A 17,314-nucleotide genomic window follows, 5' to 3' on the forward strand; every position below is an offset into this window, starting at 1 on the left:
AAGCTTGGGTTTAAAGTTAAACCTGGAATTATTTATGTATAATTTCAGGTTTTTCATTTTTATAGGGAGGGTTTAATGTTTAAATTACGTCCTTATAATATCTCTCCCTAAAATACGGCCTTTTGAATTGTTTGAATTAAACCATTTGCCAATGGCCTTTCGTAACGTATAACTAAACATTTACTACCATTACGATGGAGCAGAAGATCATTAAGTTTCTACGATCTAAGGATTTTAAATTTATAGAAGAAGTTGGGCAGGGTGGAACCGGAAGAACCGTTTTATTAGAGGATGAAATCATCAATGAACGTTTTGTTTGTAAAAAATATTCACCTTATTACCCAGAGACTAAAACTTTGTTTTTTGACAATTTTAAGGAAGAAATTAAACTGTTGCATCTGTTATATCATCCTAATGTGGTTAGGGTTTTTAATTATTATTTATATCCCGAGGAATTCACTGGTTATATATTAATGGAATATATAAAAGGATGCTCCATAGATAACTACCTAGAGGAGAACCCTGATAAGCTCAATTCAGTGTTTGAACAGACCGTCGACGGTTTTTTGCATTTAGAAAAGAATAAAATTTTACACAGAGATATCCGACCTGAAAATATCTTGGTTAACAATGATGGAATTGTAAAAATAATTGATTTCGGATTTGGTAAAAAAATAGAATTTGACAAGGATTTTGATAAAAGCATTTCTCTAAACTGGCGTTATTCGTTACCAAAAGATTTTAAGGCTACAACTTATGATTTTAGCACTGAAGTGTATTTCTTAGGAATGCTATTTCATGAGATTATTCAAGACTACAATCTACAGGATTTTGCATTTGATAATGTTCTTAAACAAATGACCATTAAAAGGAAGGAAGACAGAATATCCTCCTTTTTTGATTTGAAAAGGTCCATGATTGAAAAAGGAGAGTCCTCTATAGAATTTACCAACGATGAAAAATCTATATATGACAATTTTGCCTCAGGATTAGAAAAGATTTTTGGAGGTATTTATGAGGGTGCCGTTTACAGAGATGATATACCTACTATTTTAAAACGTCTACAAGATCTTTATAATGTTTCTTTATTGGAGACTTATATCCAAAATCCAAATAAACTTACTAACTGTTTCGTAAATGGTAAATATAGGTACACAACCTCCTATAAGTTTCATGTTTCATACCTTAAAAAATTTATTGCATTCTTTTCTGGTTTATCTATTGAAAGAAAAAAGATCGTTTTGAATCATTTATGGCAGCGGATAGACAAAATAGAGCGTATACCAGATTATGATGACGATTTACCATTTTAATTTCTAAATAAAAGAATGATACAACCCTTTCAACTAAAAGGTCAATGGTTTTTACCTGGAAGTAACGATACCATTTCGGGATTACTTAGATTCAGTCCCGGAGAACCAATTCTTTTGGAGCTTTATGGAAGTTTAAGCCGGGAGTTTTCAGATAATTCGACAGTTGAGATAATACTTGGATTGACCGAGAAAGGTAAAATTACCTTAGTCAACTGTTATCCAATCAATCAGAATACAACGAATGGGCTGCTTTTTGTGAACTATGAGCCAACCCATATTTTTAAAGGGGTTTATTTTAATACCATCCACAGCCTCCATTTTAGGAAAGTTAGTTTTGATCTTTTTAATTTTTACAATTGGTTTTCCATTTCTGGTCGATCTTTTGAATTTTCCGCGCCGAATCAACATTTTAGTTTAGGTTATGAGCGAATGCCAGCGATTTCATTTATACTGAAAAGCGATCTTAATGGGGAAATTTCATTTGGAAATTCACTTTCAACTTCCCTAAGAACAAACTCAACAGAGATTCGGGAATCGTTAAGAATTACATTTAATTACACCCAAAAAACCAAATTTCTTGAGATACTTAAGGATATTGATGTTCTTACAAAATTTGTGACATTGATGTCCTTTGAGCAAAGCTACCCCACTTCTATACAGTTTATGGATCCTGATTATAAGGAGGAGTTTATGGGCCCGACAACTACAGCAGTAGAAAAACCAATTGGATGTTTTTTTAAGGACCGACTATTTAATCCTGCTCATTCCAGAAAAACTCCAAAAACATTTTTTTTAGATTATTCCTCCGTTTCTTCAGGCTTTCCAGGGCTTATACAAAAATGGTATTCTATGAATCAGGAAATGCCTGAAATTTTTGATCTAGTTCTAGACCATTTTAACAATAGAGGTTATTTCAAATACCATAAATTCATGGAATGTGCCAGAGCTATTGAGAAATTGCATGGCTATTTATTTAATTCTACCAGAATACCAATAGAAAAACATCAGGCATTGGTGAGTAATATTTTAACAAAAGTGGACCTCAAAGATGATCCTGAAAATGAGAATTGGTTACGAAATATTCTTCGCCATAATGACCCCTTTTTATCCCAGCGCATTTATGAAGTCATTGAAACTTATACCAATTCCTATATACAACAACATATTAAAAAGGCTAAAAATTTTGGACATAGGGTGACTGCAAGCAGGAACTATTATACCCATTTTTCAGAGGAAAGCAAGAAACGTGCTGAAGACGGTTTAAAATTATTGATAACAACTAGAAAATTAAGAGGAATAATTATATCGGCTTTGCTTACAGAATTAGGAATAGAAAAACATATAATAGAAAAAGGATTGCAGGATCATTTAATTATTCCTGATACTAAATAATAGTAACAATATCATGAATTTAGAAGACTTACGCGACGCACAGGCGGCCTTTCTTAAACAAATTTCTACGGTTACAAACAATAGGAAGGAAGCCCATGAACTAAGGAAACGATTTGTAGCTTATTATACAGAAGATCGAATACGGGACATGGACAAATTTCATTATGCCATTGGCAATGAGCAGCCGGACAAAGGATATAACTTTTGTTATACACTTGAACGCAAATTGGATGTTTTAGGCAGAATCATTGGATCTACCTCGGCAAAATTTGGTTTGTATTATGGGAGAACCAAAAGTGATCCAGAAATTAAATACCGGTATACTAAAAAGTTTGGGACGAATACGGAAGAGGCTTTTGATGCAATAAAACAGTCTTTATTGGATTTGATTATAGCAGGAAAAGATGGCGATTTGGAGACTTTAGTTAAAAATCCACATTCAGACATGTTTAAGGGGAAAATTCTGAGCACCTATTATCCTGAACGGTATTTGAATGTCTTTTCTGATGACCATTTACAGTATTATTTGGTGCAATTGAATTTAGATACTGAGAAACTCTATTATTCTGACCCTATCATAAAACGGGAGGCTTTATTGGATTTTAAAAACCGTGATGAAATTATGAAAGAATGGAGTACCGATAATTTTGCTTATTTCCTATATAGGGTCTATCCTGGAGCTCCGGTGATGAAGGATGGCAAGTTGGTACCAAATCGAAATTTACATGGGGTAATTGATTTTCCGTGGCAACCAAAGCCAGAATTTGTGGATCTCGCTATTGCACCTTTACAAGTACCATCCAATAGAAGGGAACCGAGGGGATTGCCTAAAGAAAATCCGGATTATGAGAAGGAGGCTAGGTGGCTTAAGAAATTAGGTGATAGAGGAGAGAAACTTGTCATTGATATGGAGAAAAAACGATTGGAGGCCTTAGGTTTAAAACATTTGGCTGACAAGGTTGAAAAAATTACAAGTGATGCTGTTGGCTATGATGTTAGATCCTATAATGAACAAGGTGAGGGGTTGTGCATTGAGGTAAAGACCACCTCCAATAAACTGGGTATGGCAAATTTCTATCTATCATCCAATGAATTGATTAAGGCCAAAAAGCTTAACAATTACTTCGTGTATGTGGTATATGATATTTTGTCTAAGAATCCCAAAGTTTGGAAACTGGCAAATCCATTTAATCCAGAACATGAGCATGTGCACTTGACACCCGTTAATTATAGGGTTCAAATAAACAACCATGGATTGGGGCGGGAAACATAGGAATAAACCAGTAAGGATGAAGGTGGATTGCAACTACTATTTTTTTGACAAAAGACAATCTTTTGATTGCTGGCGCAGAAGGCTGTCAAGTTTATTGGAAAAAATTTCCCATAGGGAGGGGTCGATGGATTAGAAAATTTTTTCAAAACCAGAGGCTTGAACTTTATTGCCGTGAGGGCTGGACTAGGGAAGCCAACTACTTTAGATGTCTTTTTCAAAAAATAGCAGGATTTAGTGAGCGGGCCTCGCGAGGCCCTGCGAGCGGAGCAAAGGTGGTGTGGTTGTTAACGTGGAGCGTTTACCACAGCTACGTGAAACGCGGGGGTGGCGCAAGGCGATAGCCGTGTTTTTGCACCAAAGGCTAAAACACAAGTGTGTAGACTAGTTTGAGTGTTTGGGTTTGTTAAAAGATGATTGGAGGGCGATTCTAAAAATAAAGGAGTGGTTTGTAGTATACACTCTTGTGAGGAATCTAAAAAAATGGTTGTTCCAATAAACTTATCCTTAAAAGTAAATTTAAGTAGGATAGGAGGAGAAAGGAAAGGCACAACGATTTTAGGTGGCGTATAAGCAAAAACTGTGACGCCCCCAGCCTGAAGCGACCCGCAGGCGAGCAAAATTATGAAACAGCGGTTACCCCCGCTATTAAGAGGCGAAGCCAACATTTATGGGGAAAGCCATTTATGGCTTGGGGGTAACAGTAGCTGTGGGTGAGGAGGGAAACGACTGTGTGAAACAAAACAACCGGAAATGGTGTGCGAGGAGGTGACACCGCAGCACCCATTGTAGGGGTATGTGCAAGTTTTGTAAATGTGATATGGATTTGATTTTTGACCCAACTTGCAGCTATGGTTTGTGGAACAAAAGGAGATGACTTACGAACACCTTATAACCTGTTTTTTGAATCTAAACTTTTGAAGTTATGTAAAAAAAATATTTATCTTTAAAACCCTTCCTAATTACAAGATAATCAGCACATTTTATTAAAATTTTTTAATGTTTAAATGCTTATAAACGCATCTAACACTGTCATTATTTGTATTTAATTAAACCTAATTTTTTATTATGAAACATTTTTATTGCACCCTTGTTTTTACTATTACGCTTAGCTTATTTACAGGAGATTTAATTGCACAATCACCCCCAGATACAATCTCCAAGATAACTGACAGCAAGGTTCCTTTTACACCCGGGGCCTTCGATAAGTATCTTATTGACCAACTTTCCTTCCTAATATTGGGTAAAGGGAACCTTCAAACTGGTTTTGGATTTGAACTCAATAAGGAAAAGACCGACCTAAAATTTAATGGACTTCTTTTAAACTCTCCAAAAAGCCTTTTAACTGCTGAAGCTACATTTAAAGCAAAAGAAGGATTCTATTTTTTTGATGAGGAAAAGGGTGGAAGCCAAGCGAGCATTAGTTTGGTTTACCATGTATTGTTTGGAAAAAATGTAAGCAGTTTTGTAAAAAGGGATGAGCAGGATAGAAAACTCCTGATGGTTTCTATCTACAATAAACTTTGGAGAACGGAACTACATTATCACTATTTAAAAACTATCCTTGATTCTTATAATTTGTACAAGGAAAACGCCAAAGTTAAGTCGACTTTGGATACCTTAAAAAAGCAGTATAATTTAATAACCCCCGCTTTGCCCAAATTTGATATTCTTCAACCAGACCAGGCTAAAGGGGTGGATATAAAAGCCTATTTGAAAAATGGTAATCTTGGACCCCTAGAAATAGTAGATCATGACCAAACCATCAAAACCATAGAGAGTTCTATGTATGACTTGGAAAAGGTATTAACCGATTTTAAAGCCAAAGAAACTTATATATTGAAGGATCTAGAAAAGGAATTGTTTGGGTTAGAACGCACTTATACAAATCCTTCGGCCATGGGAACGCATCTAAATTACCTTTCTTTTGAAGGTTATTATGAACGTGAAAGCCTCAACTTATTTCATTTTGATAATACTCTTAGTTTTGGTAAGATGTTTCAAGAGGAGCGCAGAGATAATTACGGATTGAAAGCTTCTTTTAACTATTATTATTTAAAGGGACCTAAAGGATGGAAATGGGTACCAAATAATGGCTATATTAAGATTGGAGGGTTTGCTGGCAGAGGTACCAATTTTTCAAAATTGACCCAAAAGGAACTTGAAACTGTTTCAGTAATTGGTGAAGATGTAAATGGCAACAGCATTGAATTAAAAGATACCAAGAAAGCTTATTCGGGAGAAACACCTTATGTCTATGGATTTAAATATGGGTTATTTGCCGATGCCTATGCTTTGTTTTTTAAGCAAAAGTTTGGGGTTTTTGGTGAGATTAAGTACGAAAATATTTCGTTTGGTGATGAAACTGGAGTTGACGATATTGATTTGTTGCCGCTTCGATTGGGAATACTCTACACATTTAAATCTAAGGAGAAGGATGCCACTTTTTTGGTAGCGCGGATTTTTATGGATCGTACGGATTTAGGATTATCTCCTAACAAGCCTGATAATGATCTTAGAATTGGATTTGGAGTTGGGATACCTATTAACTTTAGATAGTGAACAAGGGCTCTAAGGAGCCCTTTTATGCATTCTTCTGTTGGTCGATATTTACCCTTATTTCCTCCCGTAGTTTGATGTTTGAATGTAGAAAGTTTCTTTCGGCCAATAGGCGTGAAACTTCGTTATATACTTGATGTTGGGCTTTTGTATCTCTAATAGTAATAATCATCGTGAATTCTTGGTTTAATATTTCACCATCGACCAGGGCCCTGGATTCTGAAAAATCCCTATAGGTGCCTTTAATTCTGGCTTACCATTTCCGATGGCCTGCTAAACCATCGCGCTGTCTGGCAGCTTTCATTTCACTTAGATTAACACAATACTTTTTAACTGGCTGGTATTTGTCTCCATAGTTTAGCAGCATTCGTTCTCTTGCGTATTCGCTATCGGGAAAGATTAAGAAAAAACCCTCATTTTTGAGCGGATTTTGTTATGATTGATCTAATTAAGTTCTTTATTTAGTGATTACAAATTTTGTTCAACTACGGTAAAAACTATTTAATAATTATTTTTTTTTTGTCTCCTAACATCACTGCGTTTTCGGTCTTAATACCATTTTTTGACATAAATTCTAAACATGGTGATGGTGTCTACAAGGAAATTGCAGATTTCATAAATCAAAGTATGGCTGAGGAAGCCTACAGGTACATTTACCTATGAGAAAAGTTTGCGCTAACTGCCAATTACATTTTTTATGCGTTGCTGTATGATTTCCATGCGCTCCTCCACTTCGCTGTAGTGTAAACAACCTTGCATGGCCGCAGAAATGGATTTATTATTTAAAAACTCCGTTAGCTTTTCGATTAAATAATCTTTTACCTCTACATCTGTTTGCATTATTTGCGTGTCTATATCACTGGTATAATTTAAAAGATACGTAATGTCTTCCAGGTCATGGCTGGCATAGATATCTTTAATGCCTCGGTCGTAAAAGGCAACCATTTTTGTGGCAAGGAAGTAGGAGAGTGGTAATATTTTAATGGTTACCTCATCTAGTTTTTTAGTAATCGCTTTTTCGAACCCCATTTTAAACCAAGGGTTGGAGGGAGCCCAACCAACACCTTCGGTTGACATGACATCCACGAAAAGATCTTCGTACCTAAATCTACAGTTTACCGGGTCGTCTGCATTTTGTGTAAACCCACGAGCCACTAAGGCTTCGCGTAACTCCTCTAGTTTGGCAAATGAGGCTAATTGAAAGGTAAGATCTATGTCTTTGGTAGGACGGATATCCTCTGCTGCAGGATCATCTATATAGAGACTTACCATTGCGCCGCCCACATATACTACCTCGTCGTTTAAGTCTCCTAAAGCGGCCGCGACCTTTTTAGTTGCTTTAATATTTATGAGGGTGTTCTTTAGCATATACGTTGTTCCAACATTCTTAATGCAAGGTTTTTTTCTCTAGCCCAACCTACGCGAACAGCATCCAGCAACGCTAAAATTTCATATAACACTGGGTCTAATTCAACCGCTTGAGGTACGGTAGGATATAGGGGTAAAATGCTTTGTCCACGGGCTCTTCCTTTGGCATACGGCCATACGTAGTATTCCTCACTTAGAATTTCATTCGTTAACGGTGGTGCACTATGTGCGGTTAAGGTACCTCTGACCACCGGGCCAGGATTTTGAGGAAAAACCACATGCAAGCCATACTGTATAAAATCGAAAAACACTCTACGATTTACCTCAGTGCCCTTATTGATAAGTAAACCTGCATAGGACGATCTGGCGATGGAACTGCTTATTTCTGATTGGCTCATGTAGAGGGTTTGTGCCAATTCCATTTGGGTATAGTCTGGACTTTCTAGAGCTATGAGCTTAGATAGCAGAACTATATCTTGAGGTTTCATCTGTTGTGCGCTTTTATTACCCATAGTTATTTTATATCGCGATATGCAATAATATGAATTAATATCAATAATAGAAAGGCTTTACATAAAAATATCGCATATTGCGATATGCGATATTTTTGATATAAGGTAGATTAAGTTTTTAAAATTATGTAAATAAAACTAATAAAAACAGGATGATAATAAGCAAAATCAGCAACCACAACAACCAATTATTAAATTTGTTGGTGTCTTTTTCATGGCATGGTTTACACCAGACGGTTGGTTCTGTACCTGGTTGATTCACCACTATTTCTGGAGTTTTTTCGGAGGACACCTCAAAGGTGTAACTACCGTCTAAATTATCTGAAATAGATGAGGTTAACTCGGTTTCAGCATTTCCTTTAATATCTAATTCATTGGCTCTACCCGGACCAAAATGATTACCAAAAGCATCTTTAGGAATCAATGTAACTTTCCATCGGTTTTGTCCAAGGTCTGTATAGGATATGTCTGATTTGCCTGGATCTATTTTTACATCTACATACATTGACCACACCGCTTCCCGAGTGGCTTTACAATGATGGCCATAGGTTGCAACCGCCCTGAATGAAATAGACCCTGAGCGTTGAATAAGTCTTTAATAGGATTGCCGAAAATGCCGTCTGGACCCATGGAACCATCTTCGTGCACACCGTCATCAAACAATTTAAAATTAAGGGTTTCATAGTCAACCAACTTACCCGCTTGGTCGTCCTTAATTTTAATTAGGCTCGCATAGATTGGCGGTATGGTATCCCCATCTATTTGTAAGGTAGATTGCATGCCTTTATTAACCAAAATGTTACCTGTACTTTGTAATGGCCTTTTAACAAATAACTCTACAGAAGCATGGCTTGGGCTTACATTGGTATCATAAGACAAACGTACTAATGGGTTATAAGAATTGCCAGTATAGCTGAATTTCTTTTGAGAAAGCACATGCAATTTTGGACCACCTTTAGCTATAACATTTACAAAATAATTTAGGTTATGGGGGGCAGGCGTAAACTCTCCTTGACTTGGCCTAAACACATTGACCTGCCAGAGACCGTCTTGCTCACCATCGATAGGTAAAGTAAGACGTGCATAAACCCAGGTTTTACCCCTATCGGTTATGACATTCGCATGGGAGAGTGATATAGTATTACCATTAGGTGTTGAAATATTAAATGTAAGTTGGCTATCGACCCTATCCCAACCCACTACGATGGTTGCTGACTCTTCGCCACAAATATTAAATGGCATAGGTTTAGCCTTATTTGTGGTACGAGGCAAGTGGAAATCTGGATCCATAAGGAAACCCGATTCGAAAATATTCCCAAAGCAACTCGCAAAGAATTTTTTCAGCGTTAATTCGTCTTGTGCCACGGTGTAACTGCCATCATGAAGAATTGCCAGACGCGCAAGCGTAGGTCCGTCTAAATTGGATGCATCTCCATAACCTACAATGCAGAACCTGCGGTTGCCAAAGGAAGCTTCCACATCCTCAATCATGGGAGGAGTGTTTTGCATACCATCGGTAAGCAGTAGGATAACTTCATCTTTGGTAGCACTGCCACTGAATTGACTAATGGCGGTTGACAAGCCACCGCCTATAGTGGTGGTGCCATTAGGAATGAGTCCACCAACGATTCCCCCTGAATATGGCGCGGGACCGATAAGGGTATTTTTATTAGCATTGTTATTGGGTGCAAGACCATGATCTAAATTTGGTGCATTTGCGAAGGATACCAGTCCGGTACGATTACCTCCACCTTGTTGAACCATTGAAATAAACAGGGAAGCAGCATCTCTAGCCTCCTCAATTTTTGTTCTACCCGTTTGGGTAATTTGTGCCATAGAACCTGAACGGTCAATGACAATCATTACGTCTCTATTAACAGTTGGAGGAGGGGGCGTGGTACCAATTATTTTTAACAAGGTAGCCGTAGGAAAATAGGAGAGGGTACTACTACAATTACCAAGATTATCCCTTCTTCCACCAGCAGATAGAGTTCCTACAACATTACCAAGTTTATCATATAGGCCTGAACCTGAACTACCACCGGCAACATCGATACTTATCCGTATGCTATTGGTTGACACGGAAAGCACACTAAAAAAGTCACCTGTTTTAGGCGAGGCTTTTTTAACCGCACCGTTGGGATGGTGTATGGCAAACAATTCTTCTCCTGGGGCGGGAAGATCTGTCCTCATGGGTAGGGGTGAAATTCCTGAGGTACCATTTGAGATATCGATACGAAGGATTAAATAATCTTTACCATCTGTGGTAAAATTGTATTCCACAACTTCCAATACCTTAAATATCTTTGGTTCGTAGGTTGCGGGTTTATTGCCAGAGGCGTCCGTTTGGTACCCAAGAACTACGGAGGCAGATAAGGCTCCAGATAGATCGGCTGGGGAATTGGTGCCAGAAATTGCCAGACAATGACCTGCAGAGAAGACGAGATCGTCTGCAATTAAGGTAGCGGAACAGGTAGATAGGTGATCGCCATGGGCCGAAATGATCATACAAGCAGCTTTGCGTGCGGCATCTCTTAAGTCATTTGGGAGGGTAGCAGCATTCTTCCATTTGGGATCGGAAAAACAGGTTGTTGCATTGGCTCCACAAATCCAATACGTATCGTAAACCGGTTCTACATAAGGATTGGTATGTAAAAAAATGTCGCAGTTGGTAAAGGTGCAGGGATTGGCACCTTCATGAATTCGGTGTGCACGTCCGAAACCAACAAGTTGAACCCCACCCGTTGCCGCTCCATCTTGGATGTAGTTTATGGGAATGTTTCCTGACGGGAGTGCGTTTACATTGATTGGTCTGGTCCAGAATTCGCTACCTGAAGCACTGTTAAAAACGTCTTTTCCATAACCTAGATTTACCTCTAAACGGTTGTTGGCAGGGAAGGAGGCATTGTTAAAATGAAGGATAACAAAACGAGAGGGCTGTCCAGGTTCCTGGGGGTGGTCATAATTAATGGAGTTGATCGGATGGTTTGGCCCAATACCAATAGGAGTAATGGTAATCAGTCGGCCAATGTTGTGTGACATGATTGAATATTTTAGTTAATTACAAAGCCTTGGACTTAAAAAGTCCGTTAGGTCAACTCGGAAATTAACTTAAGAAGAATATATGTTTAGCGCAGCTATCGCTGCGCATTGCCCAAATTGCAATAAAAAGATCTCAGGAGAGTTTTATAAAGATAGTAAAAAAAAGCGTGGATAAATTATCTTTTTCCATTGAAAATTAGCGCTTTATACTTGCTTCGGTTCTTTAAACATGGAAGCTGTTTCCGCCCCAAAAATTTGGGCGATGATGTTTTTTAGGCTAGGCGCCAATAAGCGGTATAATTCTCTTTTTTCTAAAGGGACATCCTCCTCTGATACTGTAAGAAAATGTAATATAGCTGGAGGTATTTCAATAACCTCACAAATTTTTTCCAGGGTATCAGGGGAGGGATGATAGGTTCCATTTATAATTTGGGATACTGCAGTTGGAGATTTGCCAATTTGTGCTGCTAACTCTAACTGGGTAATCCTTTTCTTTTTAAGAATGGTACCGATAATGTCTCCTAAAGTCATATGTGTTATATTATATCTATCATATTGAGGATCGGTGCGATAAATTGTGCCAAAATAAAAACCACCTTAATGATGTCTTCGATGGTAACTGCTTTTTGTAATTCAACCTTCGCCCAAATAGCTTTTTCAATCTGATCGGGCGGCAGTTGGTTGGCCTCAATTATATCCGATAACACCTCAATAATTTCGGTTTTATCTATATACATTATTTCAATTTTAAGTTCTACATTCCGTTAATCGGCGCTAAACTAACAGTTAGCACCATTGGTTATGCTATACTTAAAACTGAATCGTGGTAATCGTCTAGGTTTTTAAAATGAAAACTGTGGTGTCTATGAAAAAACGTTTTTTTGTTTAAGACAAACCTCAGGATTGCCTTATTGATTTTCTTTATTAATTGAACGACCTTTTGTAAAGCGGTAAAGGCAGTTTCAAATTTGTAAATGGAATTTAAAAAGTCGTTAAAGGTACCGTTACCTAATTCCCTGAACCATAAACCTCCCCAATAAGTAAACTCAACGTCGCCATTATCCTCAAAAATTAAAGCCTGAGATATTAAATTATAACTGTCACTTAAATCATAAAACGCCCTGGTTAACTCATATTCTCTTAACCGTCTTAGGCTTTCGTATTCTTTGACTGCGTTATTAGCCTGTGAAAAAAAATTAATCTTATGTATATCTATGTATCCTCGATTAGAGGTTGGATCCACATCGATATCTTTTCTCAGTTCCGCGGGAAGATTCCAGTTATTTTGGAGCCCACTGCATGCTAGCTTGTTAATTAGAGAATTAATCCAAGAAGGATCAAGCCAAGGTTTCAACGAATAATCAGCGCTTAGTTTTTGCTGTCTATCTAGTTTTTTAACATTGGATTTCCACAACCGCAGAATGTCCTTTTTAGATTTTATTTGGAAATATTTATTGGCGGCATTAGACTTCTTCGATTCCAACAATTTATCTAACAAAGAAAGGGACCTATTTTCCTTAAAAGGCGTATGGTCTACTTGTTGTCTAAATATTGTTAGGAAAGTCTCTTCCATCAATTAAAAATTATATAAATACTTTACAAATTTAAGTATTTATTAAATATTATGCAAATTGATTTGCTGAAAATTTATCAAAATAGTCAACTGCTTTGACTAATCGTCCTTTGATTCGATACTGTTTACCTCCAAGAGTTTGAGAAAGTCCAAGATTAAAGCATATTTCTTGGATTTGGTGGTGTAAATAATCAATTGAACCGTGCCATTATTTGAAGTAATGGAATCTTGATCCGCTTGGAGTTTGAGTGTTTTTATGTTGTGGACCCCCAATAATTGTGGGATTTTTGTAAGCACGTGATTATTACTTAAGACTTTGATGGTTATGTTATGGAGCTGTAATGGTTCTGGCTTTTCCATGATAGTTGGAGATTAATTTACTTTTGAAATTCTGATAGTTCCACCAATTTTTGAAGGTCGTATAAAAAGCATTTCTTTTTAGATTCGACTGTAAAAATGGTCAGATTTAAAAATCCATTATTAGAATGAATGGAATCATTTACCAATTGGACCTTAACAGCCTTTACATCATATACTTGCAACAATTGTCCAATCTTTTCAAGTAAATGGTTTGTAGATTTTATTTGAAATTTCAAGTTGTACAATAAAGGAGATTCTAAATTTATCATTTGAAAACATTTATAAATTAAAAAAGCCCCGTATAACCTATTGGTAACGGGGCTCTTATAGAGAGTTAGTTTTCCCGTTACTTGGGCAGTTTAATGTTGAACGCTACTTCTTTTGGAGGTAAGCAGCTTTCATTGTTGCAGACCATATAATAGACATAGCCAGTAATGGGCTGTTGAATGTCTGTGATTTTGATTTTTTGGACAAAGTCCACTTTAGTTTCAAAGTATTTGGTGTTGGCATCAAACACTTCTTCAAACTTTTCATGCAGTTCGCCATTTTCAATTGTAGCACCTAGCAAGTTTAGATTTGTAGGGGTTTCAAAAACAAATTCTGTTGGGATAGGACCATTGTGGTCTGTAAATTGAGAGTAAATATGCCATTCACCCTCAAGGGTTGCAGTTGCAATAATTTCATAGGTATTTGACCCAGTCTTTGTGGCATTAAATGACCAACTTACTGGATCGTAGATTTGCGCAAAAAGCTTTGGTGTGGCTACCAGCATTAGTATTAGAATAACTCTTTTCATTGTCTGTCTTTTTTTTTAGACGTATGTATGAGGTTAAACCCTCTCTTGATAATCGTTAAAATTCAGAATGAATCCTAAATAGGTCGGAATATTAGCTTTCATTTTTAATATTTTTTCGTTGGATTCGTTGCGTAAATCGTTTGTCATAATCTTTACACATACTAACAAACCTATAAATATCGCAGATGCTAATAATGACGCGAGCATTGTTAAAATGATCAACCGTTTTCTATACGTGACATACTTCTGCATCATAAACCACATAATTTAATTTGCCATCATTTTCCCATACGGTTTTTACATATGATATTTCCATGATATTTGCCATTCTTTTGTGTGTTGTAAGGATGTGAGAATGAGGTATACCTGAGGTAAACGTTAGAATAGGTAACCTAATTATACCAAAACGATATAAATTTTATGAAGGTGTTAAAACAATAAAACCTTGATAATCATAAAATTATCAAGGTTTTGATTGAAATTGATTTCTCAATTTGTCGGGGTGGCAGGATTCGAACCTGCGACCTCCTGCTCCCAAAGCAGGCGCGATGACCGGGCTACGCTACACCCCGAAAATTATTAGGAAAAAGCGGAGAGACTGGGACTCGAACCCAGGCGACGGTTACCCGTCGACAGATTAGCAATCTGCTCCGTTACCACTCCGGCACCTCTCCTTTGTACTTTATGGTCTTAAAGAACGTTTGCTTAATATTAAAATTGCCTTTTAAAACTAAGCGGGTGCAAATGTAACTTTTCATCTCAAAGAACACAACAAATTTTGAAGATTTTTTATCTAACTTTTTACTTTATTCTCTTTGAATTTGATTGCCAGCAACTAAGGCAAATAAAATTCAGCAATTGTTAAAATTTTAATTTGCTACAATTAAAAGTATTTAATACTTATATTTGTAGTATGAGTGTCATTGCTAACAATATTCGCCATTTGCGCCTGCTAAAAGGGCTAACCCAAGAGACGTTATCAGAAGATTTAGGCGTTACCAGAGCCAGAATAGGTTCCTATGAAGAGGGGAGGTCTTACCCTAATATCGATTTCTTGATATTAATTTCTGATTATTTCAAGTTACCAATAGATATTTTGGTACGTAACGATTTGAGCAAATCTAAAGATGCTTCTTTTATAGAGATTGGCAACCAAAGGGTATTGTTTCCTATTACTGTTGATAGCGACCATGATGACCTTATTGAAATCATTCCTGTTAAAGCATCTGCAGGCTATTTATTAGGTTATGACGATCCTGAGTATATAGAGCAGTTACAGCGTATAAAACTGCCTTTCTTACCAACAGGGAAACATCGTGCATTTCCTATTAAAGGAGACTCTATGTTGCCAATGAAACCTGGTGGATTTGTCGTTGCCCGATTTATTGAAGATAGAAGGGATATAAGAAGCGGTCGCACTTATGTAGTAATGACCAAAGAAGAAGGTCTAGTTTATAAACGGGTATATAACCAGATTGAAGAAAACAATACCCTGTTATTGGTTTCAGATAATTCTATTTATGAACCTTATGAGGTTTCAATTGATGATGTTTTGGAGATTTGGGAATTTACCTGTAGCATTAATACCCAAGAATATGAACCAGAAGAATTGAAAATAAGTAGCATTATTACTATGTTTAATCAATTAGGTGTTGAATTGAAGGCCTTAGAAAAACACCTATCATGATTTACACCGTAATCGATGTAGAAACGACCGGTAGAACCAATAAATTAACTGAGATTTCAATTTTCAAAATTGAAGATGGGGAAGTGGTAAATGAATTTACCTCACTCATTAATCCTCAAATTCATATTCCAGATTACATAACGGCTCTTACAGGCATCGATAATACTATGGTTTCCGATGCTCCAACATTTGAAGAAATATCGACAAATATTATTGAAATAACCGAAGGAGCCATATTTGTCGCACACAATGTAAATTTCGACTATAACGCCATCCGGAATGAATTCAAAGAGATTGGGGTAGATTTCAGACGGAAAAAACTATGCACTGTTAGGCTATCAAGAACGATCTATCCAACCTTAAGATCCTATAGCTTAGGTAAACTCTGTCATTCATTGGGCATAACAATTACAGATCGCCATAGAGCTAGAGGTGATGCCCAGGCAACAACCGTTTTATTCAAGAGATTGTTGAATGAAGAAGGCGCAGATAAAGTTTTCAAGGAGTTCTTAAAAAAATCCTCTAAAGAATCTACACTACCAACTCATTTGCCTGCACAAGTGTTCAATAGGATACCAGAAAAGGTGGGTATTTATTATTTCAAAGACAAAAAGGGAAAGATTATTTACGTTGGCAAGGCCAAGAATTTACGGAATAGGGTATTAGGACATTTTTACGATAAATCGACCAATGAAATCCAATTGTGCCGGGAAACTGCTGATATAGATTTTAATTGTTCCGGCAGTGAACTTATTGCTTTATTAATGGAAGATGCCGCCATTAAACATCATTTCCCGAAGTATAATAAAGCATCTAAACGCCCTGTTCAATCCTATTCAATTGTTACTTACGAGGACAGAAAAGGTATTTTACACTTAGCCTTCACTAAATTGAGGCATAAGAATGAATCTGAATTAGAGTTTTATAGCATGGCAGATTGCAGATTGTTTTTAGAGCAATTATGTGAGGAATTTCAGCTCTGTCCAAAATATTGCCATTTACAGGAGGGTGTAGATCACTGCAACCATTATAAAATTAAGGACTGCAAGGGAATATGTCGTGGTAAGGAAGAGGTAGAAAGTTATAATCAACGCGCTTTAAACGCACTTAATGTGGCCAAAAAACGTAGCGATAATATTATACTTAAGTTTAAAGGACGCAATAAAGAGGAAGAGGCTTTTGTATGGATGAAAAATGGTCGCTATCTAGGGTATGGCTTTATAAATAAAGAATTTCAAATTAATGGCGAAGACGAGCTGGAAAGTTATTTGATACCTCAGAAAGATAACAATGATATTCGCCGGATTTTAAGAAAATCCATTCTTACACATAAAGAAACAGTAATTCAAAACTCTTGAAATTATTAATCTCTTTAGCAATTGAGTTAACAATAGAAAATAGCAGAATGTATTTTAGCGTTAACAATAATCTAATCACACTTT

Annotated in this window: 18 protein-coding genes and 2 tRNA genes; 7 read left to right on the forward strand and 13 right to left on the reverse strand. The window is 36.7% G+C overall.

What is annotated here, in order from left to right:
* Window positions 1-194: 194 nt before the first annotated feature.
* The 4 genes from ISU00_RS14815 (at window position 195) to ISU00_RS14830 (ending at window position 6,534) form a co-directional block, all read left to right on the forward strand.
* Window positions 195-1,313, forward strand: coding sequence for a protein kinase family protein (locus ISU00_RS14815; RefSeq protein ID WP_228851452.1), 1,119 nt, complete (start codon window positions 195-197; stop codon window positions 1,311-1,313).
* 15 nt (window positions 1,314-1,328) lie between these two features.
* Window positions 1,329-2,705, forward strand: coding sequence for an ApeA N-terminal domain 1-containing protein (locus ISU00_RS14820; RefSeq protein ID WP_228851453.1), 1,377 nt, complete (start codon window positions 1,329-1,331; stop codon window positions 2,703-2,705).
* Between the two features lie 13 nt (window positions 2,706-2,718).
* A complete protein-coding gene (locus ISU00_RS14825) occupies window positions 2,719-3,978 on the forward strand; it encodes a DUF3883 domain-containing protein (protein ID WP_228851454.1) in 1,260 nt (419 codons plus the stop codon).
* Between the two features lie 1,065 nt (window positions 3,979-5,043).
* Window positions 5,044-6,534, forward strand: coding sequence for a hypothetical protein (locus ISU00_RS14830; protein WP_228851455.1), 1,491 nt, complete (start codon window positions 5,044-5,046; stop codon window positions 6,532-6,534).
* A 25-nt stretch (window positions 6,535-6,559) separates the two neighbouring features.
* On the opposite strand, the gene ISU00_RS14835 is transcribed toward ISU00_RS14830, so the two are convergent.
* Entirely contained in the window at window positions 6,560-6,706 is a 147-nt protein-coding gene (locus tag ISU00_RS14835) for a hypothetical protein (protein WP_228851456.1), read from the reverse strand.
* 347 nt (window positions 6,707-7,053) lie between these two features.
* On the opposite strand from ISU00_RS14835, the gene ISU00_RS14840 reads away from it, so the two are divergent.
* Complete coding sequence (locus ISU00_RS14840) at window positions 7,054-7,197, forward strand: hypothetical protein (protein WP_228851457.1); 144 nt, start codon at window positions 7,054-7,056, stop codon at window positions 7,195-7,197.
* A 12-nt stretch (window positions 7,198-7,209) separates the two neighbouring features.
* Here ISU00_RS14840 and ISU00_RS14845 read toward each other — a convergent pair whose 3' ends face one another.
* The 12 genes from ISU00_RS14845 to ISU00_RS14900 form a co-directional block, all read right to left on the reverse strand.
* Window positions 7,210-7,902, reverse strand: a complete 693-nt coding sequence (locus tag ISU00_RS14845; protein WP_228851458.1) for a nucleotidyl transferase AbiEii/AbiGii toxin family protein — start codon at window positions 7,900-7,902, stop codon at window positions 7,210-7,212.
* Entirely contained in the window at window positions 7,896-8,414 is a 519-nt protein-coding gene (locus tag ISU00_RS14850) for a hypothetical protein (RefSeq protein ID WP_228851459.1), read from the reverse strand. The genes ISU00_RS14845 and ISU00_RS14850 overlap by 7 nt, the downstream gene beginning before the upstream one ends.
* 124 nt (window positions 8,415-8,538) lie before the next feature.
* Complete coding sequence (locus ISU00_RS14855; protein WP_228851460.1) at window positions 8,539-8,919, reverse strand: hypothetical protein; 381 nt, start codon at window positions 8,917-8,919, stop codon at window positions 8,539-8,541.
* Window positions 8,910-11,456 carry a VWA domain-containing protein gene (locus ISU00_RS14860; protein ID WP_228851461.1) on the reverse strand — a complete coding sequence of 849 codons (2,547 nt, stop codon included), beginning with the start codon at window positions 11,454-11,456 and terminating at the stop codon, window positions 8,910-8,912. The genes ISU00_RS14855 and ISU00_RS14860 overlap by 10 nt, the downstream gene beginning before the upstream one ends.
* Window positions 11,457-11,660: 204 nt before the next feature.
* Window positions 11,661-11,987: a helix-turn-helix domain-containing protein gene (locus tag ISU00_RS14865; protein ID WP_228851462.1), complete on the reverse strand. Its 327-nt coding sequence runs from the start codon at window positions 11,985-11,987 to the stop codon at window positions 11,661-11,663.
* A 5-nt stretch (window positions 11,988-11,992) separates the two neighbouring features.
* The gene (locus ISU00_RS14870; RefSeq protein WP_228851463.1) at window positions 11,993-12,193 is read right to left on the reverse strand and encodes a hypothetical protein; all 201 of its coding nucleotides are present in this window, start codon (window positions 12,191-12,193) and stop codon (window positions 11,993-11,995) included.
* 62 nt (window positions 12,194-12,255) lie between these two features.
* Complete coding sequence (locus ISU00_RS14875) at window positions 12,256-13,029, reverse strand: hypothetical protein (RefSeq protein ID WP_228851464.1); 774 nt, start codon at window positions 13,027-13,029, stop codon at window positions 12,256-12,258.
* A 99-nt stretch (window positions 13,030-13,128) separates the two neighbouring features.
* Complete coding sequence (locus ISU00_RS14880; RefSeq protein WP_228851465.1) at window positions 13,129-13,389, reverse strand: hypothetical protein; 261 nt, start codon at window positions 13,387-13,389, stop codon at window positions 13,129-13,131.
* Between the two features lie 17 nt (window positions 13,390-13,406).
* Window positions 13,407-13,658, reverse strand: coding sequence for a hypothetical protein (locus tag ISU00_RS14885; RefSeq protein ID WP_228851466.1), 252 nt, complete (start codon window positions 13,656-13,658; stop codon window positions 13,407-13,409).
* A gap of 77 nt (window positions 13,659-13,735) precedes the next feature.
* Window positions 13,736-14,185 carry a protein-disulfide reductase DsbD domain-containing protein gene (locus tag ISU00_RS14890; protein ID WP_228851467.1) on the reverse strand — a complete coding sequence of 150 codons (450 nt, stop codon included), beginning with the start codon at window positions 14,183-14,185 and terminating at the stop codon, window positions 13,736-13,738.
* 497 nt (window positions 14,186-14,682) lie between these two features.
* A tRNA-Pro gene (locus tag ISU00_RS14895) sits at window positions 14,683-14,757 on the reverse strand.
* An 18-nt stretch (window positions 14,758-14,775) separates the two neighbouring features.
* Window positions 14,776-14,859, reverse strand: a tRNA-Ser gene (locus tag ISU00_RS14900).
* 239 nt (window positions 14,860-15,098) lie between these two features.
* Here ISU00_RS14900 and ISU00_RS14905 point away from each other — a divergent pair.
* A complete protein-coding gene (locus ISU00_RS14905; RefSeq protein ID WP_228851468.1) occupies window positions 15,099-15,872 on the forward strand; it encodes an XRE family transcriptional regulator in 774 nt (257 codons plus the stop codon).
* Entirely contained in the window at window positions 15,869-17,230 is a 1,362-nt protein-coding gene (locus ISU00_RS14910) for an exonuclease domain-containing protein (RefSeq protein WP_228851469.1), read from the forward strand. The genes ISU00_RS14905 and ISU00_RS14910 overlap by 4 nt, the downstream gene beginning before the upstream one ends.
* Window positions 17,231-17,314 lie beyond the last annotated feature (84 nt).

This window comes from Aegicerativicinus sediminis (assembly GCF_015476115.1).
In the GTDB taxonomy this organism is placed as follows: Bacteria; Bacteroidota; Bacteroidia; order Flavobacteriales; family Flavobacteriaceae; genus Aegicerativicinus; species Aegicerativicinus sediminis.